The sequence below is a fragment of the Microlunatus sp. YIM B11417 genome, from assembly GCF_059617205.1.
Window position 1 is genome coordinate 978868 of the sequence record NZ_JCAMPJ010000001.1, and the last position, 14696, is coordinate 993563.

17 protein-coding genes are annotated in these 14696 nt (G+C 71.2%); 13 read left to right on the forward strand and 4 right to left on the reverse strand.

The features are described from left to right. Positions 1–26 precede the first annotated feature (26 nt). Genes AC6CCG_RS04960 through AC6CCG_RS04970 form a run of 3 tightly spaced genes read left to right on the forward strand, consistent with a single transcriptional unit; the run spans position 27 to position 5056 of the window. The gene (locus tag AC6CCG_RS04960) at positions 27–2504 is read left to right on the forward strand and encodes a hypothetical protein (protein ID WP_496653358.1); all 2478 of its coding nucleotides are present in this window, start codon (positions 27–29) and stop codon (positions 2502–2504) included. 2 nt (positions 2505–2506) lie between these two features. Then, positions 2507–4252 (forward strand): FG-GAP repeat domain-containing protein, encoded by a 1746-nt coding sequence (locus tag AC6CCG_RS04965; protein ID WP_496653359.1) that lies wholly within the window; start codon positions 2507–2509, stop codon positions 4250–4252. After that, positions 4253–5056 carry an alpha/beta fold hydrolase gene (locus AC6CCG_RS04970; protein ID WP_496653360.1) on the forward strand — a complete coding sequence of 268 codons (804 nt, stop codon included), beginning with the start codon at positions 4253–4255 and terminating at the stop codon, positions 5054–5056. On the opposite strand, the gene AC6CCG_RS04975 is transcribed toward AC6CCG_RS04970, so the two are convergent. Together AC6CCG_RS04975 and AC6CCG_RS04980 are read right to left on the reverse strand one after the other, a co-directional pair. Continuing rightward, a complete protein-coding gene (locus AC6CCG_RS04975) occupies positions 5057–5683 on the reverse strand; it encodes a Maf family protein (RefSeq protein ID WP_496653361.1) in 627 nt (208 codons plus the stop codon). A gap of 10 nt (positions 5684–5693) precedes the next feature. Further along, positions 5694–5849 carry an acyl-CoA carboxylase epsilon subunit gene (locus AC6CCG_RS04980; protein WP_496653362.1) on the reverse strand — a complete coding sequence of 52 codons (156 nt, stop codon included), beginning with the start codon at positions 5847–5849 and terminating at the stop codon, positions 5694–5696. Between the two features lie 24 nt (positions 5850–5873). Here AC6CCG_RS04980 and AC6CCG_RS04985 point away from each other — a divergent pair, with 24 nt between their 5' ends. The 9 genes from AC6CCG_RS04985 to AC6CCG_RS05025 all read left to right on the forward strand — a co-directional run bounded on the left by AC6CCG_RS04985 (position 5874) and on the right by AC6CCG_RS05025 (position 12187). Continuing rightward, entirely contained in the window at positions 5874–6680 is an 807-nt protein-coding gene (locus AC6CCG_RS04985) for a biotin--[acetyl-CoA-carboxylase] ligase (RefSeq protein WP_496653363.1), read from the forward strand. Positions 6681–6716: 36 nt separating this feature from the next. Further along, positions 6717–7256 (forward strand): PH domain-containing protein, encoded by a 540-nt coding sequence (locus AC6CCG_RS04990; RefSeq protein ID WP_496653364.1) that lies wholly within the window; start codon positions 6717–6719, stop codon positions 7254–7256. Continuing rightward, positions 7253–8032 (forward strand): enoyl-CoA hydratase/isomerase family protein, encoded by a 780-nt coding sequence (locus tag AC6CCG_RS04995; RefSeq protein ID WP_496653365.1) that lies wholly within the window; start codon positions 7253–7255, stop codon positions 8030–8032. The genes AC6CCG_RS04990 and AC6CCG_RS04995 overlap by 4 nt, the downstream gene beginning before the upstream one ends. Before the next feature lie 17 nt (positions 8033–8049). After that, complete coding sequence (locus AC6CCG_RS05000; protein WP_496653366.1) at positions 8050–8484, forward strand: GtrA family protein; 435 nt, start codon at positions 8050–8052, stop codon at positions 8482–8484. Between the two features lie 108 nt (positions 8485–8592). After that, complete coding sequence (locus AC6CCG_RS05005; RefSeq protein WP_496653367.1) at positions 8593–9759, forward strand: 5-(carboxyamino)imidazole ribonucleotide synthase; 1167 nt, start codon at positions 8593–8595, stop codon at positions 9757–9759. Further along, entirely contained in the window at positions 9752–10264 is a 513-nt protein-coding gene (purE, locus tag AC6CCG_RS05010) for a 5-(carboxyamino)imidazole ribonucleotide mutase (RefSeq protein ID WP_496653368.1), read from the forward strand. Before AC6CCG_RS05005 ends, purE begins: the two co-directional genes overlap by 8 nt. After that, on the forward strand, positions 10261–10995 hold the full coding sequence (locus AC6CCG_RS05015; protein ID WP_496653369.1) for an SDR family oxidoreductase: 735 nt from the start codon (positions 10261–10263) through the stop codon (positions 10993–10995). The genes purE and AC6CCG_RS05015 overlap by 4 nt, the downstream gene beginning before the upstream one ends. After that, positions 10992–11750, forward strand: a complete 759-nt coding sequence (locus tag AC6CCG_RS05020) for an EI24 domain-containing protein (protein ID WP_496653370.1) — start codon at positions 10992–10994, stop codon at positions 11748–11750. Before AC6CCG_RS05015 ends, AC6CCG_RS05020 begins: the two co-directional genes overlap by 4 nt. Continuing rightward, entirely contained in the window at positions 11747–12187 is a 441-nt protein-coding gene (locus tag AC6CCG_RS05025) for a hypothetical protein (RefSeq protein WP_496653371.1), read from the forward strand. The genes AC6CCG_RS05020 and AC6CCG_RS05025 overlap by 4 nt, the downstream gene beginning before the upstream one ends. 47 nt (positions 12188–12234) lie before the next feature. On the opposite strand, the gene AC6CCG_RS05030 is transcribed toward AC6CCG_RS05025, so the two are convergent. Then, positions 12235–12684 (reverse strand): YdeI/OmpD-associated family protein, encoded by a 450-nt coding sequence (locus AC6CCG_RS05030; protein WP_496653372.1) that lies wholly within the window; start codon positions 12682–12684, stop codon positions 12235–12237. A gap of 48 nt (positions 12685–12732) precedes the next feature. Continuing rightward, complete coding sequence (locus AC6CCG_RS05035) at positions 12733–13374, reverse strand: TMEM175 family protein (protein WP_496653373.1); 642 nt, start codon at positions 13372–13374, stop codon at positions 12733–12735. A gap of 74 nt (positions 13375–13448) precedes the next feature. Between AC6CCG_RS05035 and AC6CCG_RS05040 the strand changes: the two genes are divergently transcribed. Next, positions 13449–14690 carry a glutamate-5-semialdehyde dehydrogenase gene (locus AC6CCG_RS05040; RefSeq protein ID WP_496653374.1) on the forward strand — a complete coding sequence of 414 codons (1242 nt, stop codon included), beginning with the start codon at positions 13449–13451 and terminating at the stop codon, positions 14688–14690. Positions 14691–14696 lie beyond the last annotated feature (6 nt).

Here is a 14696-nt window from a genome sequence, read left to right on the forward strand (position 1 = left end):
TAAGTAACCTCGGGGCGGAGGATCTCATGTCCGGTCGGTCCATCTCACGACGCGGCATGCTGCAGGCGGCCGGTGGCGGCGCGGCTCTCGGTGTGTCCGGCTTCTTCGCTCCGGCGACCGCGACACCGGCCTACGCGACGCCGGGGCGTCCGGAGGGAGCAGCGATGACCGAGCCCGACGCCGAAGCGGCCCGGCACTGGTGGCCGCCGCAGCGGCAGGTCTGGACCCCGGTCGGTTGGAAGGGGCACCTGTTCCGGTTCGACGTGTTCTACAACGGCGCGATCCTCAGCCACCCCGCCGTCGCCCTCGCGCCGAGCAGTGCGCCGACCTTGAAGCCGTACCTCAAACCGTATCTGGGCAAGGATTTCCAGGTCACGCCGGTGATGCCACAGGGCTCCGGCTTCCCGGCCCTGAGCACGACGCCGTACTACCTGCACCGAGGCGACTTCGGGGTCGGGCTGCAGGGCTGGCGGACCGACACCGAGACCCCGGTGCTGTGGACCGAACACCGCCGGCAGGCCGGCCTGGTGCTGCGGCAGGAGACGTTCGCGCACCTCAAGGGCGGCGGCGAGGTCGACACCGCCGACGAGCCGCTCTACTCCTGGACCAGGTTCACCGTCGACCATGTCGATGATCATGACGCGCCGGCCGAGTTCTCCTTCGTGCTGCGGCTGAGCAAGGTGTTCTACCGGCACGTGGTCGGCCCGCCGGAGCAGCAGGAGGGCTTCATCACCATCGAGTCCCGGCCGGCCGCCGCACCGCTGGACGGGCCGCTGCGGATCGACCGGATCTGGAACCCGGACGGCAAGCCGCTGACCGTGCCGGTCTACGACCACGAAGATCAGGTACGGATGATCGTCGGCACCCCGGCCGGCGGGACGATCAACCTGACCGCGGTCGAGAACCATGATCACGTGTACGACCTCAAGCTCGGCCTGCCGGTCAAGGAGGGCACCGCGATCGACGTCCTGCTGCCGGCCGTTCCGCAGGCCAAGGTGGAAGCCCTGCGGGAGTGGGAGGTCGGCCGGGACGCCGCACTGGCCGAGTCCGAGACGTTCTGGGCCCCGCCGGCCCGGGCGACCGAGTTGATCACGCCGGAACCGCACGTCAACGAGTACTTCCGGCGCAGCGTCCAGCTGGCCGAGGTGATCGCGGAGAAGAGTCCGGACAGCGGCAAGTACACGTTCCTCACCGGCTCCTACGGCTACGACCTGCTCTGGAGCACGCCGACCTCCATGATCGGTCACATGTTCCTCGACCTGCTCGGCCGGCACGAGGTGGTGGAGCGCCACATCGACCTCTACCTGGACGTCCAGGGCAAGCGGAAGCCGCCCGGCCAGGCCTACGCGACGCTGCCCGCCGACGGCTTCTTCGCCACCCCGCTCAGCCTGCAGTCGTTCGACTGGCTCGGTGATCATGGGGCGATCCTCGAGGTCGCGGCGCGGCACGCGTTGCTGAGCTGGGACGAGGCCTACACCCAGCGCTGGCTGCCCGCGATCGTCAAGGCCTGCGAGTTCATCAAGGCTGCGGTCGAGTTCACCGGGCACGACGGCGTGAAGGGCCTGATGCCGGCCGCGGCATCCAACGACACCGGCGTGGAGCAGCAGTCGATCTGGATCCAGGTCTGGAACTACAAGGGCCTGGCCAGTTCGGTCGAGCTGCTGCGGCGGGTGAAGCATCCACGGGCCGAGGAGTTCGCCTCGGTGGCGGCGAGGTTCAAGGAGACCTTCGTGACCGCGCTGCGCGCCGCGGCGGAGGACGCCCCGACCTGGACCGACCCGGACGGCGCGACGCACCCGATCCTGCCCAGCAAGTTCCACGGCCCGACCAGTCCGTGGCCGTACCTGGAGGCGTTCGACACCGGCGCGCTGACGGCGGTCTGGGCCGGGCTGCTGCCGGCCTCCGATCCGCTGATGCGGTCCTACGTCGACTTCTACCGGGTCGGGCCGAACACGAAGCTGTTCGATCCGTGGCACCACACCGCGCTGGACCGGGTCGTCCTTGATCACGAACAGAGCAGCGGCGAGCCCTGCTACAGCTGGAATCTCTTCCACACCTGGCAGAACGGTGAACGAGCCCTGTTCCTGGAGGGTCTGTACGGGCTGATGCTGGGCGCCTGCTCGGAGAACACGTTCATCGCCGGCGAGCATCGCAACGCCATGTACGGCACCCTGTTCGTGCAGCCGCTGGTGACCTGGGCGGCCCGCACCGCGCTGGTGGACGACGGCCTCGATCCGGACGAGCTGCACCTGCTCCGGCTCTGCCCGCTGGCCTGGCTCGTCGACGGTACGAAGACGAAGCTGCTCCGGGCCCCGACCCGGTACGGCACGGTCAGCCTCGAGCTCAACCGGGACGACGAGAACCGGCAGCTGGACGTCAAGCTGGACCTCGCCTGGAAGCGCAAGCCGAAACGCATCGTGCTGCATCCGCCGCCGATCCCGGGACTGCTCCGGGTCACGGTGAACGGCACCGGCTATCCCGCGCGCAAGCCGATCGAGCTCTGACCATGATCATCACGAACCGGCGGCGGCTGATCATCGCCGTGCTCGCCGTCCTGCTCGCCCTGCCGCTGTTCGCCGCCGTGGGCACCGAACCGGCCGCCGCCGGCCAGCGCCGGGCGAAGCTGATCCTGGCCCGGGACCACGCCGACCGGACCGAACGGGGCCGGGCGGCGACGCTCGCGGCCCGGCCGGCGGACGTGACCGGCGACGGCCTGGCCGATGCCGTGGTCCGCGACCCGGGGGCCGACCGCGGCACCCTGCGGCTCTACGCGCACAACGGCGCGGCCGGCGAGAACCCGTGGCCGGCACCGGAGACGCTGGGCGGCTCCTGGGACTTCGCCGACCTGCTGCTGCTCGGCGACGTCACCGGCGATGATCATCCGGACCTGATCACCCGGGACGCCGCCGGCGCGTTGGCGATCTTCCCGTGGACCGGCACCGAGCCGAACCCCTGGCCGACCAAGATCACCGCCGGTATGGGCTGGTCCCGCTACAACACCTTGCTGCTGGGCGATGTCACCGGCGACGGCCGGCCCGACCTGATCGGTCGCGACCCCGGCGCCGCCTCCGGGACACTGTGGATCATCCGGCACGACGGCAGCGCCCAGAACCCGTACGGCTCGACGCCGGTCTGGGCGGGCACCGGCTGGAACCTCGCCGACGCGCTGCTGCTCGGCGACGTCAACGGCGACGCCTTCCCCGACATCGTGGTCCGCGACGGTGCCGGCGCCCTGTGGATCTATCCGCACAACCGGTCGACGACCCAGAATCCGTACACCAGTCGCTCGGCCGCCGGCACCGGCTGGCCGGTCGGCCGGCCACTGCTGCTCGCCGACGCCACCGGCGACGGCCGGCCGGACCTGATCGAGCGGATCGACGACCGGCTGGTGATCCATCCGCACACGGGAGCAGCGACCGGCGAGGTCTGGGGCGGGCCTCCGATCGAGGCCGGCACCGGCTGGGACTTCGCCGACACGGTGATCACCGGCGACGTGACCGGCGACGGCCGGCCCGACCTGCTGGCCCGGGTGTACCACGGTGATCTCTGGGTCTACCCGAACGACGGCAGCACGCCCTGGTCGTCACGGTTCTCGGCCGGCGACCGCTGGACCGGCGTTGATCAACTGCAGCTCGGCGACGTGACCGGCGACGGGAAGCCGGACCTGGTCGCCCGCGATCCCCGGGCGGCCGACGGCACGCTCTGGGTCCATCCCGGCAGCGGAGCGACGGACTCCGATCCGTGGACCGCGCCGCGGGCCTTCGCCGGCACGGGCTGGAATCTGGCCACGGCGCTGGCGCTCGGCGATCTGACCGGCGACGGCCGCCCGGACCTGCTGCTCCGCGACCGCGGCGGCGAGCTGTGGGTCTATCCGCACAGCGGTCTGAACGGCCCGGGCAATCCGTGGACCGTCCAGCGGCGTTGGGTCGGGTCGGGCTGGACCACGGCCCGGGAGTTGCGGCTGGCCGACGTCGACGGCGACGGCCGGGCGGACCTGATCGACCTCGAACGCGACGGCACCCTCTGGGTCTATCCGACCGGCGGCTCCGAGCCGGTCAAGATCACCGGCGACTTCAGCGGGATCGAGACGTTCGCGGTCGGTGCCGTGGACGACAGCGGGCGGCCGAGCCTGGTGACGATCACCGGCTCGGGTGACGTGATCAACTACCCGCACTCCGGCGGGGTCGATCCGTGGCCGAGCGGCACGCGCGTCGCGACCGGTTGGGACTTCGCTTCCGCGATACTCCTGTGAGTGACGCAGGAACCCGAACTCGGTGCCTTCTCCGGCGGCCAGCCGTACCTCGCGCTGGGAACCGGCCGGCCGCTGGTCTACCTGATCGGGCTCAGCCCGAACCACGAGCTGCCGGCCGGCGGTATCGAGCAGCGGATCACGCTGGGCACGGCCCGGCCGTTCGCCCGCGCCGGCTACCGGGTCTACCTGACCAACCGGCCGCCCGGGCTGACTCCGGGCACCACCTGGGCCGAGTTGGCCGGCGGCCTCGCCGACTCGTTGCGGGAGGAGTTCGACGGGCCGGTCGACGTGATCGGACACTCCACGGGCGGCTCCCAGCTGCTCCAGCTGATCGCCGACCGTCCCGAGGTGGTCCGCCGGGCGGTCGTGGCCAGCGCCGCCTACCGACTCGGCCCGCTGGCCAAGGCGATGCAGCTGGAGTTGATCGACAACGTCGAGCGTGACGGCCGGTTCTACAGTCCTCAGCTCATCGCCGGGTTCGTTCGGAACGCTGTCCTGCAACGGATCCTGAACGTCCCGATCAAGCTGCTCACCTCCGGGGTCAAGATCAACAACCGGACCGACCTGGCCACCGCGCTGCGGGCCGAGGACGGCTTCGACGTGTACGACCGGCTGCCGGCGATCGAGACCGAGACGCTGGTGGTCTACGGCGGCCGGGACCACTACTGGACCCAGGAGATGTTCGCCGAGACGGCAGCCCGGATGCCCAACGCGACCGCGCTCTGCTACCCGAAGGCCGGCCACGCGATCGTGTCCAGCCGGCGGTTCTTCGCCGACGTGATCAACTTCCTCGGCCGGGAGTGATCACCAGAGCTCGGGCCAGGCGACGCCCAGCTCGGCCAGCAGCTCCCGCAGCAACGGCAGGCTGATCCCGACCACGTTGTGGTGATCGCCGTCGATGCTCGTCACGAACGGGCCGCCGAGGCCGTCGACGGTGAACGCGCCGGCCACCTGGAGCGGCTCGCCGGTCGCGACGTAGGCCTCGATCTCGGCGTCGGACAGGTCGGCGAACCGGACCCGGGTGCTCGCCGTGCGGTTCCGCTCCCGTACCTCATCGCCTTCGATGATCATCACCTGGTGGCCGGTGTGCAGCACGCCCTCCCCGCCGCGCATCCGGCGCCACCGGTCCACCGCGTCCGCATGATCGGCCGGCTTCCCGTACGGGCGGCCGTCCAGTTCCAACAGCGAATCGCCGCCGAGCACGATCGTCGGCCCGGACGTCCCCTCGGCACGGAGCCGGTCGACGACGGCGGACGCCTTGAGCCTGGCCAGTTCGGCCACCAGGTCCGCCACCCGCTCGGCGTGGACGCCGTCCTCGTCGACCCCGGAGACGATCACCTCCGGGTCGAGGCCCGCCGAGCGCAGGGTCGCCAGCCGGGCCGGTGAGGCCGAACCGAGCACGAGACGCCAAGGCTTGCCGGTTGCAGTCACGCCGGTCACCCTAACGCGAGCGGCCGCGCCGTACGCCGTGCCAATAGCCCACCCAACCCGCCGGGCGAGCCGGCGAGCGGCGGGCCCGGACCGCGAGCAGGGCGGCGACCACGGCCGCGATCTCCTCGTCGGTCGGGTTGCCGCGGATGACGGTCGGCTCGGTCATGCGGCCAGCGTAGGCTCTCCGGTCATGCCCTACGACGAGCCGCTGGACGCCGCCGGACTCCGCGCCGCGTTGACCGGGCCCGGCTCGCTCTGGCGCGACGTCCGGCTGATCCCGGAGACCGGCTCGACCAACACCGACCTGGCCGCGCAGGCGAGGTCCGGCGCCCCGTCCGGCACCGTCCTGATCGCCGAGCACCAGACCGCGGCCCGCGGCCGCCTCGGCCGCAGCTGGACCGCCCCGCCCGGCACCGCCATCGCGCTGTCGCTGCTGGTCCGGCCGGAACTGCCGGCGGCCCGCTGGACCTGGCTTCCATTGCTGACCGGGATCGCGGTGAGCGAGTCGCTGCAGCGGGCCGCGAAGGTCCCGGCGGAACTGAAATGGCCGAACGACGTGCTGATCCGGGACCGCAAGATCTGCGGGATCCTCGCCGAACGGATCGAACCCGCCGGCGGCGCCGAGACGCCGGGCTGCGTGATCGGGATCGGGCTCAACGTCGGACTGACCGCCGACCAGTTGCCGGTGCCGACCGCGACCTCGCTCCGGCTGCAGCCGGACTCCGCGCCGGTCGGCCGGTCGACGATGATCATCACGGTGCTGCGGGCGTTCGCGCTGCTCTATGCCGAATGGCGCGACTCGGCCGACGACACCGCGCTCGCGGCCGCCTACCTGGCCCGGTGCGGCACGGTCGGCCGCCGGGTCCGGGTGCTGCTGCCCGGCGGCGAGGACGCGGTCGGCGAGGCTGAGGCGATCGACACCGACGGCCGGCTCGTGGTGCGGACCGCGTCGGGCCGGCGCGCCTTCGGAGCGGGCGACATCGTGCACCTGCGCTGATGCACGGGTTCGCCCGGGTGTGTCACGATGGGCGGCATGGGATTACCGGCCAAGCTGCTGGGCGCCGACGAACACGTCGTGCTGCACATGCGGACCCATGGAAAAGCACTGATCCTGCCCGCGCTCGCCCTGGTGCTGTGCGGAGCCCTGATCGGGGTGGGGCTTGCGCTGATCCCGATGGACTTCCGGCCGGTCGGGCAGTACTTCATCGTCGGCATCGGGCTGGTCCTGATCATCTGGTGGTCGGTGATCCCGTTCCTGAACTGGTTGACCCGGACCTACACGGTGACCAACCGCCGGTTGATCACCCGCTGGGGCATCCTCAACAAGATCGGCAAGGACCTGCCGCTGATCCGGATCAATGACGTCTCGTACGAGCGCAGTCTGCTGGACCGGATCCTCGGCTGCGGCACCCTCAACATCCAGACCGCCGCCGACGCCGGGCCGATCGTGCTCGACGACGTGCCGGACGTCGAGCGGGTGCACGTGGTGATGACCGAGTTGCTGTTCGGCACCGGCGGCCACGACCAGGGCAGCCTGCCGGCCGAACCTCCGGACCGGGACTCGGACACGTGACGCAGCCGGTGGCGACCCGGCCGGCCGCCGAGCACGTCACCGAGCTGATCTTGAACCGGGCCGAGGCACTGAACGCGATCTCCACCGCGATGGCCGAGTCGATCACGGTCGCCTGTGCCACCCTGGCGCAGGACGCCGTGACGGATGTCGTCGTGATCACCAGCGCGTCGGCCAAGGCGTTCAGTGTCGGCGCGGACCTCAAGGAGCGAGCGGGTTTCAGCGATGATCAACTCAGCCGTCAGCGGCCGGTGCTGCGCGCCGCCTTCGCGGCCGTACGTGAACTGCCGATGCCGGTGATCGCCGTCGTCGAGGGGTACGCGCTCGGCGGCGGCTGCGAGCTGGCGTTGGCCGCCGACCTGATCATCGCCGGGGCGGACGCCACCTTCGGGCTGCCGGAGACCTCGGTCGGGCTGGTGCCCGGCGGTGGCGGCACCCAGGCGCTGCCGCGCCGGGTCGGCCCGGCCCGGGCGGCGGAGTTGATCTTCACCGGCCGGCGGCTGCCGGCCGACGAGGCGGGCCGGATCGGGCTGGCCGACCGGGTGGTCCCGCCCGGCGCGGCCCGGGCGACGGCGTTCGCGCTGGCCGGGACGATCACCGGCAACTCTCCGCTCGCCGTACGCGCGGCGAAGCGGGCCCTCCGCGACGGCGCCGACCGGCCCTGGGCCGAGGCACTCGAGGTCGAGGACCAGGCCTGGCGGACCGCGGCGTTCTCGGCCGACCGGCGCGAGGGGATCGCGGCCTTCGTCGAGAAGCGGCGGCCGGAGTGGGTCCGATGACCTCCGGGACGGCGGACATGTCCGAGCCCGCGGACCGGCCCGAGCCGATGCCGCTCGGCACCCAGCTGTTCCGGTTCGTGGCGACCGGCGGCCTGTCCGCGATCGTCGACTTCGGTTCCTGGACCCTGCTCACCATGCTCGGCGTGAACGTCTCGCTGGCCAAGGCGGTCGGCTTCGTGCTCGGCACCACGACCGCGTACCTGATCAACCGGCGCTGGACCTTCAAGGCCACCCATTCCGCCCGCCGGCTGATCGCGGTCTTCATGCTCTACCTGATCACGTTCTTCCTCAACACCGGGCTGACCCTGCTGGTGTTCTGGGCCGTGCAGCGCTACGGCCCGCCGGAGCTGCCGCAGGTCGGTGCCCAGGTGATCGCGTTCGTGATCGGCCAGGGCGCCGCGACCACGGTGAACTTCCTGGTCCAGCGGTTCCTCATCTTCAGAATCCGCTGACCGGTCACCAAAGCAGGCATTTTGACGGCGTGTCGCTGCAGAACTGACCGGTCGATCACATCAAGGAGCGGTTCGGTCGCCGGATCCGCTCGCCAGTAGTCTGACCGCGTGTCGGAAGCTGCAACGCCCACTCGTCCCTTCGTCGTCGGCATCATCGGCGGCGGCCAGCTCGCCCGGATGATGCACGCGGCCTCGATCGGGCTCGGCATCCGGGTCCGGCTGCTGGCCGAGGGGCCCGAGGTCTCCGCCGCTCAGGTGGTCGGCGACGTGACCGTCGGCGACTACACCGACCCGGAGACGGTACGGAACTTCGCCGCGGGCTGTGACGTGATCACGTTCGACCACGAGCACGTGCCGACCGGGCTGCTCCGCGAGCTCGAGGAGTCCGGAATCCAGGTCCGGCCCGGCCCGGCGGCCCTGATCCACGCCCAGGACAAGGCGGTCATGCGGGAACGGCTGACCGCGGCCGGGATCCCGTGCCCGGTCAATCGGGTGGTCGCCGACCCCGCCGCGCTGCAGGCGTTCGGCGACGAGCACGGCTGGCCGGTGATCGCGAAGACGTCCCGCGGCGGCTACGACGGCAAGGGTGTCTGGAAGATCGACACCGCCGCGGAGGTCGGGATCCCGTTCGAGAACCTGGGCGACGGGATCCAGATCGTCGCCGAGGAGTACGTCGCGTTCACCCGGGAGCTCAGCGCCCTGGCGGTGCGCTCGCCGTCCGGCCAGGCGGTCGCGTACCCGATCTCGGAGTCCGTGCAGCGGGACGGGATCTGCGTCGAGACCGTGACGCCGGCGCCCGGGCTGACCGAGCAGCAGGCGATCGACTGCCAGCAGTTGGCCCTCACCGTCGCCGCCGAGCTCGAGGTGGTCGGCCTGCTCGCGGTGGAACTGATGCAGCGCGACGACGGCTCGGTGGTGGTCAACGAGCTCGCGATGCGGCCGCACAACACCGGGCACTGGACCATCGACGGCTCGCACACCTCGCAGTTCGAGAACCACCTGCGGGCGGTGCTCGACCTGCCGCTCGGCGACCCGACGACGCGGTCGCCGTGGACGGTGATGACGAACGTCCTCGGCGGCACCGTCGAGGACCTGCCGTCGGCGCTGCTGCACTGCTTCGCCCGGGACCGCCGGCTCCGGGTGCAGCTGTACGGCAAGGAGGTCAAGCCGGGCCGCAAGGTCGGCCACGTGACCACCTACGGTGATGATCTTGCCGACGTACGGAAGCGATCCCGGCACGCCGCCGGTTATCTGATGGGAGATCCGGATGCCTGACGCCACGCCCCGAGTCGGAATCCTGATGGGTTCGGACTCGGACTGGCCCGTGATGCGCGCCGCCGCCGAGGCCGTCGCCGAGTTCGACGTCGCGTACGAGGCGGACGTCGTGTCCGCGCACCGGATGGTCGACGCGATGATCGACTACGGCCGGACGGCGCACACCCGCGGCATCGAGGTGATCATCGCCGGGGCCGGCGGCGCGGCTCATCTGCCCGGCATGCTGGCCTCGCTGACCCCGCTGCCGGTGGTCGGCGTGCCGGTGCCGCTCAAGTACCTGGACGGCATGGACTCCCTGCTGTCGATCGTGCAGATGCCGGCCGGGGTGCCGGTGGCCACGGTGTCGATCGGCAACGCCCGCAACGCCGGGCTGCTCGCGGTCCGGATCCTGGCCGCCGGCGATCCCGTCCTCACCGAGAAGATGATCACGTTCCAGGATCAGCTCCGGGCCGCCGCGGAGGCGAAGGGGGAGCGGGTCCGGAGCGGCCGCGCGGACAAGCCGTGACCGGACCGGTCCTGATCACCGGCGGCAACCGCGGGATCGGCGCGGCGACCGCCCGCCGGCTCGCCCGGGACGGCCGCGACGTCGTGATCACGTACGCCAGCCGGGCGGCCGAGGCCGACCAGGTGATCGCCGACTGCCGTACCGCCGGCGTCACCGCGCACGCCCGCCAGGTCGAGCTGACCCGGCCCGGCGCGGTGGAGGAGCTGTTCGGCTGGCTCGATGCCGAGGTCGGCCCGATCGGCGCGCTGGTGAACAACGCCGGCGTGGTGTCGCCGGGCGCTCCGGTGGTCGACTACGACAGCGAACGGGTCCGACGGGTGATGGAGATCAACGTCGTCGGCGCGTTCGCGATGGCGACCGCGGCGGCCCGGCGGATGGCCGTTGATCATGGCGGCTCCGGCGGCGTGATCGTCAACGTGTCGTCCCGGGCGGCGGTCCGCGGCGGCGCCTTCGAGTACGTCGACTACGCCGCGAGCAAGGCCGCGATCGATGCGCTGACCGTCGGGCTCGGGCTCGAGCTGGCCCGGCAGGGCGTCCGGGTGGCCGGTGTGCGGCCCGGCGTGATCGACACCGAGATCCATGCTCCCGGCCGCCTGGAACGGGTCGCGCCGGAGATCCCGCTGGGCCGGGCCGGCACCGCCGACGAGATCGCCGCGGCGATCGCCTGGCTGCTCAGCGACGACGCCTCGTACGTCACCGGATCGACGATCGATGTCGGAGGCGGCCGATGATCTCCGAGGCCATCGCCGGGGTCGGCCTGCTCGGCCGCGGCGCCAAGATCATCCTGAAGCGGCCGAAGCTGTTCCTGCTCGGCGCGCTGCCGGCGGTGATCACCTCGGTGATCTTCCTGATCCTGTTGATCGTGCTGCTGTTCCGGGTCGACGAGATCGTCCTCTGGATGTCGCCGTTCGCCGACGGCTGGGACGTCGGCTGGGCGACGACCGTGCGGATCCTGATGGGCGTCGCCCTGGTCGCCGGCTCGATCCTGCTCATGGTGATCAGCTTCAGCGCGCTCACCCTGGCCCTCGGCGCCCCGCTCTACGACCAGATCTCCGAGGCCGTCGACGAGGCCGAGGGCAACGCGCCGCCGTCGCGCGAGGAGCCGCTCGGCACCCAGATCGGCCGGGCGATCCGGCAGGCGATCGCCTTGATCCTGGTCTCGCTCGTCGGTGCGATCGTGCTGTTCGGGATCGGCCTGATCCCGGTGGTCGGCAACGTGGTCGCCGCGGTCCTGTCGGCCCTGTTCGGCGGCTGGATGCTGGCCACCGAGCTGATCGGTTCGGCCAGTGAACGGCGCGGCGTGATCACGCTGGCCGGGCGGCGCGCCGCGATGCGGACGGCGCGGGCCAAGGTGTTCGGCCTCGGCGTACCGACCTTTCTGCTGCTGTCACTGCCGCTGGTCGCGATCGTCGTGTTCCCGATCGCGACCGCCGCCGGCACCCTGCTCGCCCGCGAGCTGCTGCCGGCCGAGGAGAGACTGCGGTGATCACCGTCTTCGTCGACCGGGACTCGGTCGCGATGGGCGACGACATCGATCCGCACGTCGTCGCCTGGCGGTTCGGCGACGGCGCGACGCCCGGCGACGTGCTGGTCCGGGCACTGTCCGAGCACTATCTCGCGAGCGTCGCGGGGGAGGTCGCCTGGGCCTACGAGGTCGGCGCCTTCACCCTGGACCGCTACCCGGACTTCATCGCCCCGCGGGCCCGGCAGACGGTCACGGCCGCCGTCGTGCTGCAGCCCGGACCCGGGCAGTGGACGGCCCTCCCGCTGCGCCGCCGGGTGCTCGAGCAGCCCTTCCTGGACCGGCCGGACTGGGTCGCCGGTGACCGCGAGTTCGCCGTGAACTTCCACTACGCGAGCGAGGGACAGTTGCTCGACCTGCGGTCCCTCGAGAGCAGGCTGCGGACGCCCGGCGGCTGGTGATGGACGTGCGCTGAGCCTGCCCTTCGACAGGCTCAGGGACCGTGCGGTTAGCGGGCTCGGCCCTCGGCGAGCATCGCGACCGAGGCGGCGACCCGCTTGGCCCGGGTCTCCGGCTTCTTGGCCCCGGTCACCTGGAGCACGTGCCAGCTCTGCTTGCTGTACGACAGCGAGTCGAAGAACGACTTCGCGGCCGGCTGCTCGGCCAGCGCGGCGGCCAGGTCCTCGGGCACGTCGACGGTCCGCTCGGCGGTGTCCAGCTCCACCTCGACGTCCAGCACGTCACCGGCCGCGACCCCGGCCTCGGCGCGCCGCTCGGCGCTGACGCCGAGCAGGAACCGGCCGCCCATCCGGGCGATCGAGGTACGGAACTCGTACCCCTGGAGCCGGACGACGACCTTCGGGCGGTGGCCGCCGCCAAGACCGTCGACGAACTCCTCGGACACCTCGAAGCCGGCCGTGTTCTTGCCGGTCGCCTCGAGTTCGGCGCGGAACTTCATGATGGGCTCCTTCTGCAGAGAACGGCGTTCCTGACTCCGTGGACGGACTCAGCGGTTGCGGCGCATCCGGATCTCGTCGATCCGGCCGGACACGATCGGGACCACGGCCCAGAGTACGAAGGCCCAGCGGCCGACCAGGGCATACACCGGGATCGAGACCGCGAACGCCGCGGCCATCGGCACCACCCGATGCAGCGTCGAGCGCAACCGGGCCGGATCGTGGCTCGCCAGCATCAGCCGGTGCTTGCTCAACTGCAGCACCAGCAGCGCGAAGACGGAGAACTGCAGCGCCTGGGCCCCGGCGTAGATGGAGAACCGGAGCAGGTTGTTCTCGCCCAGGCTGATGATCTTGGTCGTGAACGGCGTGATCACGATCAACAGCAACCAGAGCAGGTTGAGCTGGACCAGCCGCGCGTTCACCTCCCGGACCTGGCGGAAGACCCGGAAGTGCGTCGACCAGTGGATGGCGATCACCAGGAAGCTGACCAGGAAAGCCAGGTATTCGTCGGCGTGGGCGGAGAAGAAGGTGATCATCTCCGACATCTGTTCCCCGGACCCGCCGGTCAACTCCTCCGGGACGGGCAGTTCCAACGCCAGCAGGGTGATCGCGATCGCGATCACCGCGTCGCTGAAGAACGTGAGCCGTTCGGCGCCGGACGTCGCCTCCTCGGTCCGCAGAGATTCGGGCACCCGGCGATCGTAGTACCGATATCGCAGGTTGGCCGTCGCTCCGGGCGAGGGCGTACAGGCGCTAAATTGTCGGGATGACGGTAGCCCAGCAGGCCGAACGGGCACGGGTCGCGGCCCGGGTGCTGAGTTCGGCGAACCGGTCGGCCAAGGACGCCGGCCTGCATGCGATGGCCGACGCCCTGACCAAGGCGGAGACGGCGATCCTGGAAGCGAATGCGGTGGACGTCCGGCGGGCCGAGGAGTCCGGCACCGGCGCGGCCCTGATCGACCGGCTGCGGCTGACCCCGGACCGGATCGCCGGCATGGCCGACGGGCTGCGGGCGCTGGCCGACCTGCCCGACCCGGTCGGCGACGTGGTCCGCGGCTGGACCAACCCGAACGGGGTGCAGGTCCGGCAGGTCCGGGTGCCGTTCGGCGTGGTCGGGATCATCTACGAGGCACGGCCCAACGTCACCGCCGACGCCGCGGGCATCTGCCTCAAGTCCGGCAACGCGGTGCTGCTCCGCGGCTCTTCCAGCGCGGCCGACTCCAACGCCGCGATCGTCGAGGCGCTCCGGGCCGGCCTGACCGACGCCGACCTGCCGTCCGACGCCGTACAGCTGGTGCCCGGGCCGCGCGAGGTGACCGCCGAGCTGATGGCCGCCCGAGGTCTGGTCGACGTGCTGATCCCGCGGGGCGGCGCCGGGCTGATCGAGACCGTGGTGACCCAGAGCCAGGTGCCGGTGATCGAAACCGGCACCGGGAACTGCCATCTCTACGTCGACCGGTCGGCCGACCATGATCAGGCACTCCGGATCATGATCAACGCCAAGGCCCAGCGTCCCAGCGTCTGCAACGCGCTGGAGACCCTGCTGGTGCACGCCGACATCGCGGATTCCTTTGTGCCGAAGGCACTGCAGGCGCTGGCCGAGGCCGGTGTGACCGTGCACGGTGATGATCGTTTCCGGACGTACGGCGAGCAGGTGGTGCCGGTCACCGAGACCGACTACGCCGAGGAGTTCCTGTCGCTGGACCTCGCCGCGGCCGTGGTCGGCTCGCTGGACGAGGCGCTGGCCCACATCCGGCGGTACAGCTCCGGGCACAGCGAGACCATCGTCACCGACTCGCAGACGGCCGCGAACCGGTTCGTGGCCGAGGTCGACGCGGCGGCGGTGCTGGTCAACGCGTCCAGCCGGTTCGTCGATGGCGGCGAGTTCGGCTTCGGCGCCGAGATCGGGATCTCGACCCAGAAGCTGCACGCGCGCGGCCCGATGGGGCTGCCCGAGATGACCTCGACGAAGTACGTGGTGACCGGAGCCGGGCAGATCAGAGGATAAGGTTCT

Coding starts and splice junctions, on each gene's coding strand:
- AC6CCG_RS04960 (WP_496653358.1), top strand. CDS start 27: ATGTCCGGTCGGTCCATCTCACGACGCGGCATGCTGCAGGCGGCCGGT.
- AC6CCG_RS04965 (WP_496653359.1), top strand. CDS start 2,507: ATGATCATCACGAACCGGCGGCGGCTGATCATCGCCGTGCTCGCCGTC.
- AC6CCG_RS04980 (WP_496653362.1), bottom strand. CDS start 5,849: ATGACCGAGCCGACCGTCATCCGCGGCAACCCGACCGACGAGGAGATC.
- AC6CCG_RS04985 (WP_496653363.1), top strand. CDS start 5,874: ATGCCCTACGACGAGCCGCTGGACGCCGCCGGACTCCGCGCCGCGTTG.
- AC6CCG_RS04990 (WP_496653364.1), top strand. CDS start 6,717: ATGGGATTACCGGCCAAGCTGCTGGGCGCCGACGAACACGTCGTGCTG.
- AC6CCG_RS05000 (WP_496653366.1), top strand. CDS start 8,050: ATGTCCGAGCCCGCGGACCGGCCCGAGCCGATGCCGCTCGGCACCCAG.
- purE (WP_496653368.1), top strand. CDS start 9,752: ATGCCTGACGCCACGCCCCGAGTCGGAATCCTGATGGGTTCGGACTCG.
- AC6CCG_RS05020 (WP_496653370.1), top strand. CDS start 10,992: ATGATCTCCGAGGCCATCGCCGGGGTCGGCCTGCTCGGCCGCGGCGCC.
- AC6CCG_RS05030 (WP_496653372.1), bottom strand. CDS start 12,684: ATGAAGTTCCGCGCCGAACTCGAGGCGACCGGCAAGAACACGGCCGGC.
- AC6CCG_RS05040 (WP_496653374.1), top strand. CDS start 13,449: ATGACGGTAGCCCAGCAGGCCGAACGGGCACGGGTCGCGGCCCGGGTG.